The organism is Micromonospora sp. AB353 (assembly GCF_049538395.1).
Taxonomy (GTDB): Bacteria; Actinomycetota; Actinomycetes; order Mycobacteriales; family Micromonosporaceae; genus Micromonospora; species Micromonospora aurantiaca.
The window spans coordinates 13,446-28,181 of record NZ_JBMVFV010000013.1 but is presented as its reverse complement, the minus strand read 5'-3'; the positions used below and the strand labels follow the sequence as shown (position 1 = coordinate 28,181).

Below are 14,736 nucleotides of genomic sequence, written 5' to 3'. Positions count from 1 at the left end.
GGCGGTCAGCCCGCGACCGGCTCCGGCGTACGCGGCCGGGCCTCGGCGGCCACCCAGTGGCTCACCCGCCGCTCGGCGTAGAACGAGACGAACGGCACGGTGCCGGCGAGCATCACCAGCAGCATCCGCTTCAGCGGCCAGTTCGCCCGGCGCGACAGGTCGAACGTGAGCGCCAGATAGAGCATGTACAGCCAGCCGTGCGCCACGCCGACCACACCCACCACGCTCGGGTTGTCGAAGCCGTACTTCAGCGGCATGCCGATCAGGACCAGCACCACGAGCGCCACGCCCACGATCCAGGCGATCACGCGGTACCGGGTAAAGGCTCCGCCCACCGTCGTCCGTCCTTCCGCACCGGCCTCAGCCGGGATAGTCGCCGGGCCGGGCGCCCGGATTGGCGTTCAACCAGGATAGGTAGCTGTTGTACGCGGCCAGCTCGGCGTCGTCCGCCCCGTCGGCCGGGGCGGCGGGCACCCGCACGACGCGCACCGGCCGGCGTACCGCGGGGGTGGTGGCGACCGGCTCGGTGCCGGCGGCCGCCGACGGCGCCGGATCGGCCGTCTGCTGCGCGTCGCCCGGCGGCGTCGCACGCAGCGCCTGGCGGACCTCACGCCACCAGACGAAGATCACGAAACCGGCGAACACCGGCCACTCGATCGCGTAACCGAAGCTGATCGCGTTCCCCCCGGCGGCGCGGGTGACCTGCCACCAGCCCATCCCGAGGCAACCCGCCACCAGCACGACCATGGCCACGTGGCGGACGATCCACGCCGGTGTCCAGAGCCGATTCATGCCCACGAGAGTACCGGGGCCGCCGGGCTTCTCCGACACGGCGTCGTAGTCCGGGCGGTGGTTTGGTGGCACGCCCGCTGGGCATCCGAACAGGTGCCAACCCGAACGAGACGAGGGGGCGACGATGACCGAATCGGTACGCCGGGACGCGAGCCCGGAACAGCGGGTCGCGGAGTGGGACGGCGATCACGCCCGCACCGTCGACGGCGATCAGCTCGGGGTGGACCCGGTGGAACTGGGCGACGAGGACCTCGTCCGGGAGATGCAGAGCCTGCACCGCACCCGGCTGGACACGCTGCGCCACGCCACCGACTCGGCGCTCGCCAACCACCTGCGGCGCACCGCCGAACTGGAGACGGAGTACCTGGCCCGGCACCCCGGCCGGGAGGTCGACCCGAGCCGGCTGCGGGACGCCTGATGGCCAGCCACGCCGAGCGCGGCATGTCCGCGCCGCCGGAGGTGGTGTTCAACACCGCCACTGATCCGGACCGCTCCTCGGCCTGGCTGCCCGAGCGGCTGCGCACCTCCGGCACCTGCCGGGTGGAGGTCGTCGACGCCGACGACATGCGGGCCCGGTGGAGCGCCGCGGACTGGTCCGCCGAGATCGACGTGGAGCCGGCCGGCGCGGGCGGTGCCCGGGTACGGCTGGACCTGGCCGGGCCGGACCACGACCTGGCCGACGAGATCCTGGCCAACCTCGACCGCGAGGTGGCCGACAACCTGACCGCCGGCTGAGCCCGGCCCGCACGACGAGCACGAGGAGGCCGGGTTGACCGGGAGTGGCCTGAAGCAGAAGGTGGCGCGCCTGCGCCAGGCGTACGCGCCGCACGAGCACCGGCCGCTGGAGGGCTACCTGAAGGCGATGGGCACGTACGCGGGTGTGACAGCCGCGCTCGTCGGCCTGGTCCGGGCGACCGGCCGGCCGGTGCCCGAGCGGCCCACACCGGCGGACGTGGTGCTGCTCTCGATCGCCACGCACAAGCTCAGCCGGCTGCTGTCCAAGGACGCGATCACCAGTCCGCTGCGGGCGCCGTTCACCCGCTACGACCACCCGATCGGCAGCGGCGAGGTGATGGAGCAGGTCCGCGACGAGGGCAGCCCCACCCGGCACGCGCTCGGCGAGCTGGTGAGCTGCCCGTTCTGCCTGGCGGTCTGGGTCGCCACCGGGCTCACTGGCGGCCTGGTGCTGGCGCCCCGGCTGACCCGCCTGGTCGCCACCGCGCTGACCGCGGTGGCCGCCTCCGACTTCCTCCAGATGGGGTACGCGGTCGCCCAGCAGGCGGCCGAGGGCGGTCGCCACGAGGCGTGAGACAAGCGGACACGAAAGGGGGCCGGCACGCGCCGGCCCCCTTTCCGTGTCTCCCACCGTCAGGTGGGGGTGGTGCCGTGGTCCTCGCCGGCCCAGCCGCGCGACGCCTCCGGCTCCCGCTCGTCCTCGTCCTCGCCGGTGACGACGTCCCGGTCCACGGCGGTGCGGTCGTGCTCGTTGGCGAAGTCCGGCTCCGGCAGCGTGTCGACGCCCTCCGGGGGCTGGCCGAGCGCCGCCAGGTGCTCGTGCTCGCGGTCGTGGTGGGTCATCTCGCGTCCTCTCGTCGGCGGGGGCTCAGGCGACCGTGCCGCCCAGCAGATCGGCCGCCTCGTCCGCCGCGTACTCGCCCTGGGGGAGCGCGGCGATCCGGGTGAGCAGCTCCGCGGGGAGCTCGGCGGCCACCGCCCGGCGGTAGATGTCCGCCTGGGTGATCCGCTCCTGGCCGTGGTAGATGTCGTCGAGCAGGTCGTCGAGCGGCCGTGTGTCGGGCTGCTCGGTCACGGGCGCGTCATCGGTCACGCCGACCACCTACCCGGCACCGAACCGGTCAAACTCGCCCCAACCCCGCTCAGGCCCGGGCCGGAAGCGTGGCCCGGCGGGCCCGCACGGCCTGGGCCAGGTGTTCCAGGACCTCGGCAGTGGTGTCCCAGCCGATGCAGGCGTCGGTGACCGACTGGCCGTACGCCAGCTCCCGGGTCGGGTCGAGGTCCTGCCGGCCCGGCACCAGGAAGCTCTCCAGCATGATGCCGGCGATTCCGCGCTGACCGGCGGCGAGCTGTGCGGCCACGTCGGCGGCGACCAGCGGCTGGTTGCGGTGGTCCTTGCCGCTGTTGGCGTGGCTGGCGTCGACCACCACCCGCTCCGGCAGGCCCGCGGCCCGCAGCAGCTCCAGCGCCCCGGCCACCGACTCCGCGTCGTAGTTCGGCCGGCCGCCCCCGCCGCGCAGCACCAGGTGCCCGTCCGCGTTGCCCCGGGTGTGCATGATCGCCGGGGTGCCGGAGACGTCGATGCCGGGGAACACGTGCGGCACGCCGGCCGCCCGGATCGCGTCCACGGCGGTGGCGATGCTGCCGTCCGGGCGGTTCTTCATGCCGATCGGCATGGACAGCCCGGAGGCGAGCTGCCGGTGCACCTGGCTCTCCACCGTCCGGGCGCCGATCGCGCCCCAGGCCACCGTGTCCGCGATGTACTGCGGGGTGATCGGGTCGAGGAACTCACAGCCCACCGGCAGACCCAGCCGCAGCACGTCGAGCAGGAGCGCCCGCGCGGTACGCAGACCGGTGTTCACGTCGCCGGAGCCGTCCAGCGCCGGGTCGTTGATCAGGCCCTTCCAGCCCACCGTCGAGCGCGGCTTCTCGAAGTAGACACGCATCACCACGAGCAGGTCGTCGGCGACCCGGGCGGCGGCCTCGCGCAGCCGGCCCGCGTACTCCAGGGCGGCGGCCGGGTCGTGCACGGAGCAGGGGCCGACGACGACGAGCAGCCGGTCGTCGGCGCGGTCCAGCACCCGGCCGACGGCACGGCGGCCCGCCACGACGGCCTCGGCCAGCGGAGTCTCGAGCGGCAGGTGGTGGTGCAGCAGGGCCGGGGTGGTCAGCGGCACCACACGGTCGATGCGCTGGTCGATGACCCGATGGGCGTCCTGGGACGTGGTCACGGTGGGGATTCCTTCCGCCGACCGTGCCCCCGTGCCGGGTCCGGGGGATCGAGCCGGCTGCTCGCATACGAAAGGGCAGGGAAATCGATCCCTGCCCGCCGGCTCGAAGAGGTGGTGACGTCAGCTCATGGTCGAGTCACCGGCTCCTCCAGCCGGCTGCCTAAACCATCGATACGACCGCGTCACGTCGGCCAGCGTACCCGACGCGCGGCGGAAAGCCCGCGCTCGTTCCGAAGTGCGGAACGCGGGGTAAGTGATCGGCATGACCACGAGCCACGACCCGAGCGACCAGGAACGGATCGAGTCCCGAGCGCATCTGCTGCCGGAGGAGGCGGCGGCGGGCAGCGACGACGCCCAGGCGCAGGCCGACGCGATCCTCACCGAGTCCGACATCCGCGAGGCGGACCAGAACGCCGCCCCCGACACGGTGCTGGAGCACCGCACCTCCGAGCAGACCGTCACCCCCGTCGAGCCGCCCGACTGAGCCCGGCGCCCCGGGCCCGGCGGGAACCCCGGTAACTGTCGTCCCGCAGCCGGGCCAGCGGGCCGGCCAGGCGCAACCCCGGCGGCACGTTGCCGATCGGGTCGAACGCGAGCGCGGCGTCCTCGGCGGCGCCGCGCTCGTCGTCGAGGCGTACCTCGCCGAACGGCCGCCACCGGCCCACCGCCGAGGCCACCGCCAGCACCAGCCGGGGCTCGTCGGCCGCGACCGCCGCGCCCGCCCCGGCCAGGCCGCGTCCCAGGCCGGGTGACTCCGGGTCGGCCAGCACGGCCAGGAACAGCCGCCGCCCGCCGGCCCGGAACGGCATGATCGACGTGTACGTCCCGGTGAAGCGCCGCCGGGGCAGCGGCAGGTTCCGCAGCACCGGCGCGGCGCCGCTGGAACTCCACAGCAGGTCCACCGGCGGCTCCGGATCGCGGTGCAGCCGTACCGCCACGCCCAGCACGTCCGGCCAGGCACCCGGCGTCGGCACGCCCTTGGACAGGCGGATCGTGGCCGGCCACCGGCCCGGCAGGTCGAGCAGCGGCACCCCGGTCGGCGGTCCCGGCGTACCCCAGATCCGGGTCTCGCCGGCGAACGTCCGCCCGGCCGAATGCAGCAGCCGGGCGTGCCGGAGCCGGGCCAGCGCGGCGGCGGCGCGATCGACGGCGGAGGGTCTGGTGGCGGCCATGCCCGCACGGGTACCCCGGCGCGCACCGACGATGCTCCGGCGCGCGTGTCACCTTTCCGCCGCCGAGATCGGATAGCGTCGTCTCATGCCCGACAGCGGTTTCCCCTGGCCGATCGAGACGACCCGACTGGACAACGGCCTGCGCGTGGTGGTGAGCGAGGACCGCACCGCCCCGGCCGTGGCGGTCAACCTCTGGTACGACGTGGGCTCACGCCACGAACCGGCGGGACAGACCGGCTTCGCCCACCTCTTCGAGCACCTCATGTTCGAGGGCTCGGTGAACGTGGCGAAGACCGAGCACATGAAGCTGATCCAGGGCGCGGGCGGCTCGCTCAACGCGACCACCAACCCGGACCGGACCAACTACTTCGAGACGGTCCCGGCCGAGCACCTGGAACTGGCGCTCTGGCTGGAGGCCGACCGGATGGGCGGGCTGGTGCCGGCGCTGACCCAGGAGACGCTGGACAACCAGCGTGACGTGGTGAAGAACGAGCGCCGCCAGCGCTACGAGAACGTGCCGTACGGCGACGCCTGGCTGCGCCTGCTGCCGCTGCTCTACCCGCCGGGCCACCCGTACCACCACGCGACGATCGGGTCGATGGCCGACCTGAACGCCGCCGACCTGGCCACCTTCCAGGAGTTCCACAGCACCTACTACGCGCCGAACAACGCGGTTCTCACCGTCGTCGGCGACACCACCGCCGCCGAGGTGTTCGGGCTCGCCGACAAGTACTTCGGCGGCCTGGCCGCGCGGGCCGACATCCCGGCCGCGCCGGACGGCCGCACGGTGCCCGCCACCGGCCGCCCGGCGGTGGAGACGGTCACCGCCGACGTGCCCGCCCCCCGCGTCTACGTCGCGCACCGCACCCACCCGTTCGGCACCCCGGGGTACGACGTGACGACGGTGCTGGCCACGGTGCTCGGCAGCGGCCGGGGCAGCCGCCTGTACCAGCGGCTCGCCGACGGTGAGCGGATCGCCCAGCCGGACCTGGTCGGCGCGTACGGGGTGGACCTGGCGCACGCGCCCGCCCCGCTGATCGCCACCGCCACGGCCCGCCCCGGGGTGAGCGCCGAGCGGCTGCGCGACGGGCTCGCCGACGTGGTCGACGAGCTGGCCACAGTGCCGGTGACCGCCGCCGAGCTGGATCGCGCCAAGGCCCTGCTGAGCACCATGTGGTGGCGGCAGATGTCCACCGTGGACGGGCGGGCGGACACGCTCGGCCGGTACGCCACCCAGTTCGGCGACCCGGCCCGCGCGGCCGACCGGCTGCCGGCCTGGCTCGCGGTGACCGCGGAGCAGATCGCCGAGCAGGCCGCCGAACTGCTCGGCGCCGACGACCGGGTGATCCTGTCCTACCTGCCCGAGGAGAAGTGATGTCGCTGATCGCCACCCGTCCCGGCCCCGGCGCCGCCCGCGCCTACCGGTTCCCGCAGGTGGTCCGGCGGACGGTGGCCGGCGGTCAGGTGGTCGCCGCCCACCTGCCCGGGCAGAACCTCGCCGTCGCGCTGCTGCTGCTCGACGGCGGCGCGGGCCGGGAGCCGGTCGGCAAGGAGGGCCTCGGCGCGGTGCTGGCGAAGGCGCTGGAGGAGGGCACCGCGCAGCGGGACGCCACCGCGTACGCGCTGGCCATCGAGGCGCTCGGCACCGAGCTGTCGACCGGGCTGGACTGGGACTCGTTCCAGGTGAGCGTGCAGGTGCCGGTGGACCGGCTGACCGCCGCCGTGGAGCTGCTGGCCGAGGCGGTCCGTACGCCCCGGCTCGACCCGGCCGACGTGCGGCGGGTCCGCGACGACGAGGCGACAGCGCTGCGGATGGACTGGGCCAACCCCGGCCCGCGCGCCGACGCGGTGCTGCGGGCCGAGCTGTTCGGCGCGCAGCACCGGTGGGGCCGCCCGCTCTACGGCGACCCGGACAGCGTGGCCGCGCTGGAGGTGGACGACGTCACCGTCTTCCACTCCGAGTGGTTCATCCGCCCCGGCACCCTGATCGTCGCCGGTGACCTGGAGCGGATCGACCTGGACGCGCTCGCCGCGACGGCGTTCGCCGGCGCCGGCGGCGGCCCGGTGGAACGCGGCGGCCCGATCGACGTGCCGCTGGCCGGGCAGCGCCGGATCATCCTGGTCGACCGGCCCGGCTCGGTGCAGTCGACGCTGCGGCTGGGCCACCCGTCCCCGCACCGCGCCCACCCGGACCACGTGCCGATGACGCTCGCCGGCACCGTGCTCGGCGGCGCGTTCACGTCCCGGCTCAACCACCTGATCCGCGAGGTGCGTGGCTACACGTACGGGATCCGCGGCGACTTCGCCTCGTCCCGGCGGTTCGGCCGGTTCGCGGTCAGCTCCGGCGTGCAGACGGCGGTGACCGCGCCGGCGCTCGTCGAGTCGGTGGGCGAGATCTCGCGTACCCGGCTCACCGGCGTCACCGAGGACGAGCTGGAGGTGGCGCGTTCCTGGCGGGCCGGGCAGCTCTCGGTCGAGTTGCAGAGCCCGCGGGCGATCGCCGCGGCCCTGACCACGCTCGTCGTGCACGACCTGCCGGACGACTACCACGCGCGGCTGCGGGAGCAACTGCTCGCGGCGACCGTCGAGGACGTCTCCGCCGCCGCGTCGACCTACCTGCACCCCGAGTCGCTGACCATGGTGATCGAGGGGGACGCGGCGGTTATCCGGGACGAGCTGGTCGCCAGCGGTCTCGGCGAGGTGGTCGACCACACGTGACGGACGGGGCGGCGGGCCTGTGATTCCCGTCGCCCCGCATCCGCGCGGTGGGAAACGTTTCCCACCCGTACCGCCCGGCTGGGTAGCCTCGCGGGCATGAGGATCGGCATTGTGGGAGCCACCGGCCAGGTCGGTGGCGTCATGCGGCAGGTGCTGGCGGAGCGCGAGTTCCCGGCGGAGCAGGTGCGCCTGTTCGCCTCGGCCCGGTCGGCCGGGCGCACGCTGCCCTGGCGCGACGGCGAGGTCACCGTGGAGGACGCGGCCACCGCGGACTACCGCGGCCTGGACATCGTGCTCTTCTCGGCGGGTAAGGGCACCGCGAAGGAGCTGGCTCCGCGGGTCGCCGAGGCCGGCGCCGTGGTCATCGACAACTCCTCGGCGTTCCGGATGGACCCGCAGGTGCCGCTGGTGGTGGCCGAGGTCAACCCGCACGCGATCACGGACCGCCCGAAGGGCATCGTGGCCAACCCGAACTGCACCACGATGGCCGCCATGCCGGTGCTGCGCCCGCTGCACGACGAGGCGGGGCTGGTCAGCCTCGTCGTCGCCACCTACCAGGCGGTCTCCGGCGCCGGCCTGGCCGGCGTGGCGGAACTGGACGAGCAGGTCCGCAAGGTGGCCGAGGACGCGGCCGGGCTCGCCTTCGACGGCGGTGCGGTGGAGTTCCCGGCGCCGCGCTCGTTCGCCCGCCCGATCGCCTTCAACGTGCTCCCGCTCGCCGGCTCGATCGTCGACGACGGCTCGTTCGAGACCGACGAGGAGCAGAAGCTGCGCAACGAGAGCCGCAAGATCCTGGAGATCCCCGGACTGAAGGTCTCCGGCACCTGCGTGCGCGTCCCGGTCTTCACCGGCCACTCGCTGCAGATCAACGCCCGGTTCGCCCGGCCGATCGACCCGGCCCGGGCCCGTGAGCTGCTCGACGGCGCGCCCGGCGTGGCGCTGCGCGACGTGCCGACCCCGCTGGAGGCGGCCGGCCAGGACCCGACGTACGTCGGCCGGATCCGCGCCGACGAGACCGTCGAGCACGGGCTCGCGCTGTTCTGCGCCAACGACAACCTGCGCAAGGGCGCGGCGCTCAACGCCGTGCAGCTCGCCGAGCTGGTCGCCGCCGAGCGCTGACCCGCCGGGCGTCCGTGCCCTGCCACCCGGCACGGACGCCCGCACAGCGGGTATGCCCGCCGGGTCGCCGGCCGCCCCGCGCCGGCAGGGCGGGGGTGCCGATGACGGCCGGAGGGGACACCGGGGACGCCGCGACCGACGGGATGCGCTCGGACACGGTCCGGGCGATCGGGTTCAGCGACGCGGTCTTCGCCATCGTCATCACGCTGCTGGTGCTCGACCTGCGGGTGCCCGAGACGGCGCCGGGCGGGATGCTGCGCGCGCTGCGCGACCAGTGGCCGGTCTACCTCGCCTACGTCACGTCGTACCTGTACGTGGCGGTCAACTGGCTGAACCACAAGGGGACGTTCCACCGGGTCCGCTGCGCCGACCGGGGACTGCACTGGGCGAACCTCGGCGTGCTGTTCAGCGTGGCGCTGCTGCCGTTCGTCACCGGGCTCGTCTCCCGCGCCGTCGAGGAGGGCGACGTCGCCGACGAGCGGGTCGCGGTGTCCGCGTACGCGCTCGTCGGCGTGCTCCTGTCGATGACCTGGCTGTGGCTCTACCACTACCTGAGCCGGCACCGGGAACTGCTGGAACCGCACGTCACCGCCCGGTTCTTCGAGGCCGAACGCGTCCGGGCGCTGCTCGGCGTGCTCGCGTACGCGATCGCCGGTCTGGTGGGCGTGCTGCTGAGCATCCCGGCGGCGCTCGTGGTGCTCCTGCTGCTGCCGGTCTTCTACGGGCTGTCCAGCAACGGCTCCTACGACCTGCGCCGGCGCCTGCGCCCCCGGCGGTGACGCGGGCGTTACCCCGCCTGCGGCGGCGGGTAGACGGCCGTGCCGACACCGAGAGGGGAAGCACCATGACAACGGTCGGAGAGTTCATGACGACCCGGTTGGTGACGATGGACGGCAACGACACGCTCATCGCCGCAGCGCAGGAGATGCGCGACAGCGCCATCGGCGACGTGGTGGTGACCGACGGCGACAACGTGGTCGGCATCGTGACGGACCGGGACATCACGGTGCGGGGCGTGGCCGAGAACATGGACCCCACCACCACCCGGCTCAACCAGATCACCAGCAAGGACGTGGTGACGGTGAGCCAGTACGACGACGCGGTGGCCGCCGCCGACCTGATGCGCACGTACGCGGTCCGCCGCCTCCCGGTGGTCGACGACGGCCGGCTGATCGGCCTGATCTCGATGGGTGACCTGGCGGTGGAGCGGGAACCCCAGTCGGTGCTCGCGGACATCAGCGCCGACGACCCCAACAACTAGACCTGTCCGCCGCGAAGACGCCGGCTCCCGGTTCGGGGGCCGGCGTCGCGCGTGCGCGCGGTGGCGCGGCGTTCACCCGGTTCGGGCGAGGTTGGCCGCGGAACGGGTGGGGACACGAAGCCTCGGACAGGGAGACCGCGGATCGCGGGAGGAGTCGCCCGGATGGTGGACATGACCACGAGATTCTTCGAGGACCTGGACCGGCGGGGGTTCGAGCCGCTGCTGGTCAAGACATCCGGAACGCTCCGGTTCGACCTGCACGAGGGTCCGCACACCACGCACTGGCTGCTGGAGATCGATCACGGCAAGCTGCGGGTCCGGCAGGAGGACGGCGAGGCGGACACGGTGGTGGGCACCGAGCCGCGCCTGTTCGCCGAGCTGGTCGGCGGTGAGGAGAACGCCATCGCGGCGCTGCTGCGCGGCGACATGACTGTCGTCGGCGACCTGCGGCTCGTGTTGCAGGTCGAGCGGGTCTTCCCCGGCCCGCCGGACTCCCGGGGACCACACCACACGTTCAGCGGGAGGGGTGCCTGATGCCCGGCAGCGGCAACACCGTCCGGATCCTGGACGGCAACACGTTCGTGGTGTGCGAGGACACCGGCGACATCGAGGCCACCCCGAGCGAGCCGACGGGCCTGTTCTCGCTCGACACGCGGTACCTGTCGAAGTGGGTGCTCACCGTCAACGGCGAGCGGCTCAACGCGCTGTCCTACGACGACCTCCAGTACTACGAGGCCCGGTTCTTCCTGGTGCCCGGCATGGCCACGCACTACGTCGACGCGAAGCTGTCGGTGATCCGGGAGCGGGCGGTCGGGGGCAGCTTCCGCGAGACGCTGACCATCCTCAACCACGACGAGAAGGCCGTCGACCTGGAGATCCGGATGGACGCCGGGTCCGACTTCGCCGACCTGTTCCAGGTCAAGGACGAGATCCTGAACAAGAAGGGCGAACACTACGCCGAGGCCGAGTCGGACCGGCTGCGCCTGGGCTACCGGCGCGGCAACTTCCGGCGCGAGACGCTCGTCTCCGCCAACCAGCCGGCCCGCTACGACCAGCGCGGCGTCGCCTGGAGCATCCGGCTGGAACCCAACGAGCAGTGGGACGCCGTCATCGACGTGCAGACGTTCGCGATCGGCCCCGGCGGCCGGGACCTGCGGATGGGACTGCGCGCGCACGGCACCGAGCGGCTCGCGCTCCAGCACGACCTGGAGGAGTGGATCAGCCGGGCCCCGAAGCTGAACAGCGAGCACGAGGAACTCGCCGCGACGTACCGGCGGAGCCTCGTCGACCTCGCGGCGCTGCGCTTCTCGCCGCTGTCGCTGGGCGGGCAGACGCTGCCGGCGGCCGGCCTGCCCTGGTTCATGACCATGTTCGGCCGGGACAGCATCCTCACCTGCCTCCAGGTGCTGCCGTTCGCGCCGGAGATGTCCAAGACCACGCTGCGGATCCTCGGCGCGCTCCAGGGCACCCGGTTCGACGACTTCCGGGACGAGGACCCGGGCCGGATCCTGCACGAGATGCGGTACGGCGAGACCGCCGCGTTCGAGGAGCAGCCGCACTCGCCGTACTACGGCTCGGTGGACGCGACGCCGCTGTTCGTGGTGCTGCTCGACGAGTACGAGCGGTGGAGCGGCGACGGCGCGCTGGTCAAGGAACTGGAACGGGAGTGCCGGGCGGCGCTGAAATGGATCGACGACTACGCCGACCTGCTCGGCAACGGCTACATCTGGTACGAGCGGCGCAACACCGACACCGGCCTGGAGAACCAGTGCTGGAAGGACTCGTGGGACTCCATCTCGTACGCCGACGGGACGCTGCCGCCGTTCCCCCGCGCCACCTGCGAGGTGCAGGGCTACGCGTACGACGCGAAGATGCGGGCCGCCCGGATGGCCCGGCTGTTCTGGGACGACCCCGCGTACGCCGATCAGCTGGAACGCGAGGCGGCGGAGCTGAAGCGGCGCTTCAACAACGACTGGTGGGTCGCCGACCGCGGCTTCTACGCGCTCGCGCTGGACCCGGACGGGCGTCAGTGCGACGTGCTCAGCTCCAACATGGGCCACCTGCTGTGGAGCGGGATCGTGGACGACGAGCGGGCGCCGAAGGTCGCCGAGCATCTGGTCGGTCCCCGGCTCTGGTCCGGCTGGGGGGTGCGGACGCTGGCCGAGGGCGAGGTCCGCTACAACCCGATCGGCTACCACAACGGCACGATCTGGCCGTTCGACAACTCGTTCGTCGCCTGGGGTCTGCGCCGGTACGGCTTCGCCGAGGAGGCCGCCACGGTCGCCAACGGCATCCTCGACGCGGCCACCTACTTCGACGGCCGGCTGCCGGAGGCGTTCGGCGGCTACCAGCGCGAGCTGACCAAGTTCCCGGTGGAGTACCCGACCGCGTGCAGCCCGCAGGCCTGGTCCACCGGTGCGCCGCTGCTGCTGCTGCGCACCATGCTCGGGCTGGAGCCGCACGAGCAGCACCTGGCCGTCGACCCGCGGCTGCCGGTGGGCATGGGACGGATCGAGGTGCTGGACATCCCTGGTCGCTGGGGCCGGGTGGACGCGTTCGCCAGGGGGCGGCTCAACCTCGAGGAACTGGCCGACTGAGCCCGCTCAGTGCCCGGGCGGCGACGCGTCGTGCGCCTCGTTCGGCGGGAGCAGGCAGAACTCGTTGCCCTCCGGGTCGGCCAGCACGGTCCAGCGCGGCAGCTCCCGCACGACCGTCGCGCCGGCCTCCAGCACCGCGGCCCGCTCCTCGGCGTCGCCGACCAGGTCCAGGTGGATCCGGCCGGGCTCCGGCAGCGTCTCGGCCGGGCTGATCCACAGGTCCGGACGCCGCCCGTGCGGGTCGCGCAGCAGCACCGCCTCCGTCGGCGCGAGCGTCCCCTCGGCGAGCTTCACCCGGTCCGCCTCGACCACCGGCAGCCCGGTGACCGCACTCCAGAACGGGGCGAGCAGGTAGGGGTCGCGGCAGTGGATGACGATCGCGGCGAGGTCGGGCATGCCTCGAACCTAGTCGCCCGCGCCTGCGGGCAGGACGCTGTCCAGGAACGCGGCTGCCGGTCTGCCGAGGGCAGATCGGCCCTACGGTCGCGTAACCTACTCGGGGTAAAGTTTCGCCATGTCGGAACTCGTGTACCCACCTGTGATCACCGCCGCGAAGACGATGTTCCGGCTGCTCGACCTGCGCCTGGACGTGTCCGGCAGCGAGCACGTGCCGCACAGCGGCGGCGCGGTGCTCGCGTCCAACCACGTGAGCTACCTCGACTTCATCTTCTGCGGCTACGGCGCGCACCCGGCCAAGCGGCTGGTCCGGTTCATGGCGAAGGACAGCGTCTTCCGGCACCGCGTCTCCGGTCCGCTGATGCGCGGCATGAAGCACATCCCGGTGAACCGGGCCGCCGGCGCCGGCTCGTACGCCGCGGCCGTCGGCGCGCTGCGCCGGGGTGAGGTGGTCGGTGTCTTCCCGGAGGCGACGATCAGCCGTTCCTTCATGGTGAAGGACCTGAAGAACGGCGCGGCCCGGATGTCGCAGGAGGCGAGCGTGCCGCTGCTGCCGGTCGCGCTCTGGGGCACCCAGCGGCTGTGGACCAAGGGCCGCCCGCGCACGCTGACCCGTCGGCACACGCCGATCACCATCATCGTCGGCGAGCCGATGGACCCGGCCGCCTACCCGGACGCCACGGTCATGACCGCCGACCTGCGGACCCGCCTGTCGGCGCTGGTCGACCGGGCCCAGCGGGAGTACCCGGACAAGCCGTCCGGCCCGGACGACACCTGGTGGCAGCCGGCCCACCTGGGCGGCAGCGCGCCGACCCCGGAGGAGGCGGTCGAGCTGGACCGGTCCGAGCGCCGCACCCGCAGCGCCTCCTGACCCGCGCCGGGTTCCCGACGTGGGGCGTCAGCAGGCGGAGCCGGGCTGGTCGTGGGCGGGGAAGCCGGACCATCCCCACGGCGTCGCCTCGGCCTCCGCCGGACGGTAGTAGTCGTCGCGGGACAGGAACTCCACAGGCAGCGAGCCCGGCAGCGTCACAGTGCCCAGCGTCGGGCCGGGGGAGGCGGCCACCCGGACGGCGAGCACGTCCCGCTCCGGCGGGGACAGGTCCACCAGTTCGGCGTTCGCCAGCCGGAAACCGGCCACCGCGCGGCGTACCTGCCGGGCCAGCGCGGCCACCTGACCGACCGGGCCGGTCAGTGCCAGCGCCGGCTGCCGGATGGTGCGCAGCGCGTCGCAGACGATGCGCAGCTCGGCGGTGCCGTCGCCCGCCTCGGCCAGTTCCAGCCGGGACGGCCACTGCCAGCGGATCTGCCCACTGACCAGGCGGGACAACCGGACCGGACGCCGGTGCCGGGCGGCCGCCCGGCCGTCCCGCCCGGAGACCACCGACAGGTCCGAGCCGGTGCACACGTACGCCAGGCGGCGCTCGGTCACGGTGATCGTCGCCGGTGCCGGCAGCGACCAGCAGCGGACGTCCTCGGTCGGGCCGAGCAGGTGACCGGCGACGCGCAGGCAGTGCTGACCGAGCAGGCGCTCGCCCGGCTCGGGCACCAGCTCGTATCGCCGGTCGAGCACGGGACGGGTGGGGTCGCCGTCGGCGTCGAACCGATGCGGCCCGACGAAGAAAGGTGTGGCGTCCTCCGGCACGGTACGACCTCCCGGTGACGGTTGGCGGTACCGGTGAGCCTTCCCGATTCCTGGGGTGACTGTCATGACACCT

General features: G+C 73.4%; 20 protein-coding genes. 12 read left to right on the top strand and 8 right to left on the bottom strand.

The window, feature by feature from the left end; all coding sequences use genetic code 11:
* Positions 1–5 precede the first annotated feature (5 nt).
* Positions 6–335 (bottom strand): DUF3817 domain-containing protein, encoded by a 330-nt coding sequence (locus tag ACPCK6_RS08975; RefSeq protein ID WP_318335429.1) that lies wholly within the window; start codon positions 333–335, stop codon positions 6–8.
* 25 nt (positions 336–360) lie between these two features.
* Complete coding sequence (locus tag ACPCK6_RS08970) at positions 361–792, bottom strand: hypothetical protein (RefSeq protein ID WP_423480838.1); 432 nt, start codon at positions 790–792, stop codon at positions 361–363.
* A 124-nt stretch (positions 793–916) separates the two neighbouring features.
* Here ACPCK6_RS08970 and ACPCK6_RS08965 point away from each other — a divergent pair, with 124 nt between their 5' ends.
* The 3 genes from ACPCK6_RS08965 to ACPCK6_RS08955 are packed head-to-tail and all read left to right on the top strand — an operon-like array spanning position 917 to position 2,101.
* The gene (locus ACPCK6_RS08965) at positions 917–1,210 is read left to right on the top strand and encodes a DUF6158 family protein (protein ID WP_135241715.1); all 294 of its coding nucleotides are present in this window, start codon (positions 917–919) and stop codon (positions 1,208–1,210) included.
* Positions 1,210–1,527, top strand: a complete 318-nt coding sequence (locus tag ACPCK6_RS08960; RefSeq protein WP_135241714.1) for an SRPBCC family protein — start codon at positions 1,210–1,212, stop codon at positions 1,525–1,527. The genes ACPCK6_RS08965 and ACPCK6_RS08960 overlap by 1 nt, the downstream gene beginning before the upstream one ends.
* Before the next feature lie 34 nt (positions 1,528–1,561).
* Entirely contained in the window at positions 1,562–2,101 is a 540-nt protein-coding gene (locus tag ACPCK6_RS08955; RefSeq protein WP_013288145.1) for a DUF1360 domain-containing protein, read from the top strand.
* A gap of 59 nt (positions 2,102–2,160) precedes the next feature.
* Here ACPCK6_RS08955 and ACPCK6_RS08950 read toward each other — a convergent pair whose 3' ends face one another.
* Genes ACPCK6_RS08950 through ACPCK6_RS08940 form a run of 3 tightly spaced genes read right to left on the bottom strand, consistent with a single transcriptional unit; the run spans position 2,161 to position 3,767 of the window.
* On the bottom strand, positions 2,161–2,370 hold the full coding sequence (locus ACPCK6_RS08950) for a hypothetical protein (RefSeq protein WP_194800678.1): 210 nt from the start codon (positions 2,368–2,370) through the stop codon (positions 2,161–2,163).
* Between the two features lie 25 nt (positions 2,371–2,395).
* A complete protein-coding gene (locus ACPCK6_RS08945; RefSeq protein ID WP_018786980.1) occupies positions 2,396–2,629 on the bottom strand; it encodes a hypothetical protein in 234 nt (77 codons plus the stop codon).
* 40 nt (positions 2,630–2,669) lie between these two features.
* On the bottom strand, positions 2,670–3,767 hold the full coding sequence (locus ACPCK6_RS08940) for a 3-deoxy-7-phosphoheptulonate synthase (protein WP_357209728.1): 1,098 nt from the start codon (positions 3,765–3,767) through the stop codon (positions 2,670–2,672).
* 253 nt (positions 3,768–4,020) lie between these two features.
* Here ACPCK6_RS08940 and ACPCK6_RS08935 point away from each other — a divergent pair, with 253 nt between their 5' ends.
* On the top strand, positions 4,021–4,242 hold the full coding sequence (locus ACPCK6_RS08935) for a hypothetical protein (protein ID WP_091423325.1): 222 nt from the start codon (positions 4,021–4,023) through the stop codon (positions 4,240–4,242).
* Here the strand turns inward: ACPCK6_RS08935 and ACPCK6_RS08930 are convergent.
* Positions 4,217–4,930 (bottom strand): phosphodiesterase, encoded by a 714-nt coding sequence (locus ACPCK6_RS08930; protein ID WP_396881302.1) that lies wholly within the window; start codon positions 4,928–4,930, stop codon positions 4,217–4,219. The two genes, ACPCK6_RS08935 and ACPCK6_RS08930, sit on opposite strands and share 26 nt — an antisense overlap.
* Before the next feature lie 85 nt (positions 4,931–5,015).
* On the opposite strand from ACPCK6_RS08930, the gene ACPCK6_RS08925 reads away from it, so the two are divergent.
* The 7 genes from ACPCK6_RS08925 (at position 5,016) to ACPCK6_RS08895 (ending at position 12,625) form a co-directional block, all read left to right on the top strand.
* Positions 5,016–6,305 carry a M16 family metallopeptidase gene (locus tag ACPCK6_RS08925; RefSeq protein WP_423480837.1) on the top strand — a complete coding sequence of 430 codons (1,290 nt, stop codon included), beginning with the start codon at positions 5,016–5,018 and terminating at the stop codon, positions 6,303–6,305.
* Positions 6,305–7,648, top strand: coding sequence for a M16 family metallopeptidase (locus ACPCK6_RS08920; RefSeq protein ID WP_396881305.1), 1,344 nt, complete (start codon positions 6,305–6,307; stop codon positions 7,646–7,648). Before ACPCK6_RS08925 ends, ACPCK6_RS08920 begins: the two co-directional genes overlap by 1 nt.
* A 96-nt stretch (positions 7,649–7,744) precedes the next feature.
* A complete protein-coding gene (locus ACPCK6_RS08915; protein ID WP_396881306.1) occupies positions 7,745–8,767 on the top strand; it encodes an aspartate-semialdehyde dehydrogenase in 1,023 nt (340 codons plus the stop codon).
* A gap of 101 nt (positions 8,768–8,868) precedes the next feature.
* Positions 8,869–9,546, top strand: a complete 678-nt coding sequence (locus ACPCK6_RS08910; protein WP_423480836.1) for a TMEM175 family protein — start codon at positions 8,869–8,871, stop codon at positions 9,544–9,546.
* Positions 9,547–9,611: 65 nt separating this feature from the next.
* On the top strand, positions 9,612–10,028 hold the full coding sequence (locus ACPCK6_RS08905; RefSeq protein WP_318335423.1) for a CBS domain-containing protein: 417 nt from the start codon (positions 9,612–9,614) through the stop codon (positions 10,026–10,028).
* 162 nt (positions 10,029–10,190) lie between these two features.
* Entirely contained in the window at positions 10,191–10,562 is a 372-nt protein-coding gene (locus ACPCK6_RS08900) for an SCP2 sterol-binding domain-containing protein (RefSeq protein ID WP_357795158.1), read from the top strand.
* Positions 10,562–12,625, top strand: coding sequence for an amylo-alpha-1,6-glucosidase (locus ACPCK6_RS08895; RefSeq protein WP_423480835.1), 2,064 nt, complete (start codon positions 10,562–10,564; stop codon positions 12,623–12,625). Before ACPCK6_RS08900 ends, ACPCK6_RS08895 begins: the two co-directional genes overlap by 1 nt.
* A 6-nt stretch (positions 12,626–12,631) precedes the next feature.
* Here ACPCK6_RS08895 and ACPCK6_RS08890 read toward each other — a convergent pair whose 3' ends face one another.
* The gene (locus tag ACPCK6_RS08890; RefSeq protein WP_194800686.1) at positions 12,632–13,021 is read right to left on the bottom strand and encodes a VOC family protein; all 390 of its coding nucleotides are present in this window, start codon (positions 13,019–13,021) and stop codon (positions 12,632–12,634) included.
* A gap of 118 nt (positions 13,022–13,139) precedes the next feature.
* Here ACPCK6_RS08890 and ACPCK6_RS08885 point away from each other — a divergent pair, with 118 nt between their 5' ends.
* A complete protein-coding gene (locus ACPCK6_RS08885; RefSeq protein WP_396881309.1) occupies positions 13,140–13,892 on the top strand; it encodes a lysophospholipid acyltransferase family protein in 753 nt (250 codons plus the stop codon).
* A 27-nt stretch (positions 13,893–13,919) separates the two neighbouring features.
* Here ACPCK6_RS08885 and ACPCK6_RS08880 read toward each other — a convergent pair whose 3' ends face one another.
* On the bottom strand, positions 13,920–14,663 hold the full coding sequence (locus ACPCK6_RS08880) for a hypothetical protein (RefSeq protein ID WP_396881310.1): 744 nt from the start codon (positions 14,661–14,663) through the stop codon (positions 13,920–13,922).
* Between the last annotated feature and the right edge of the window lie 73 nt (positions 14,664–14,736).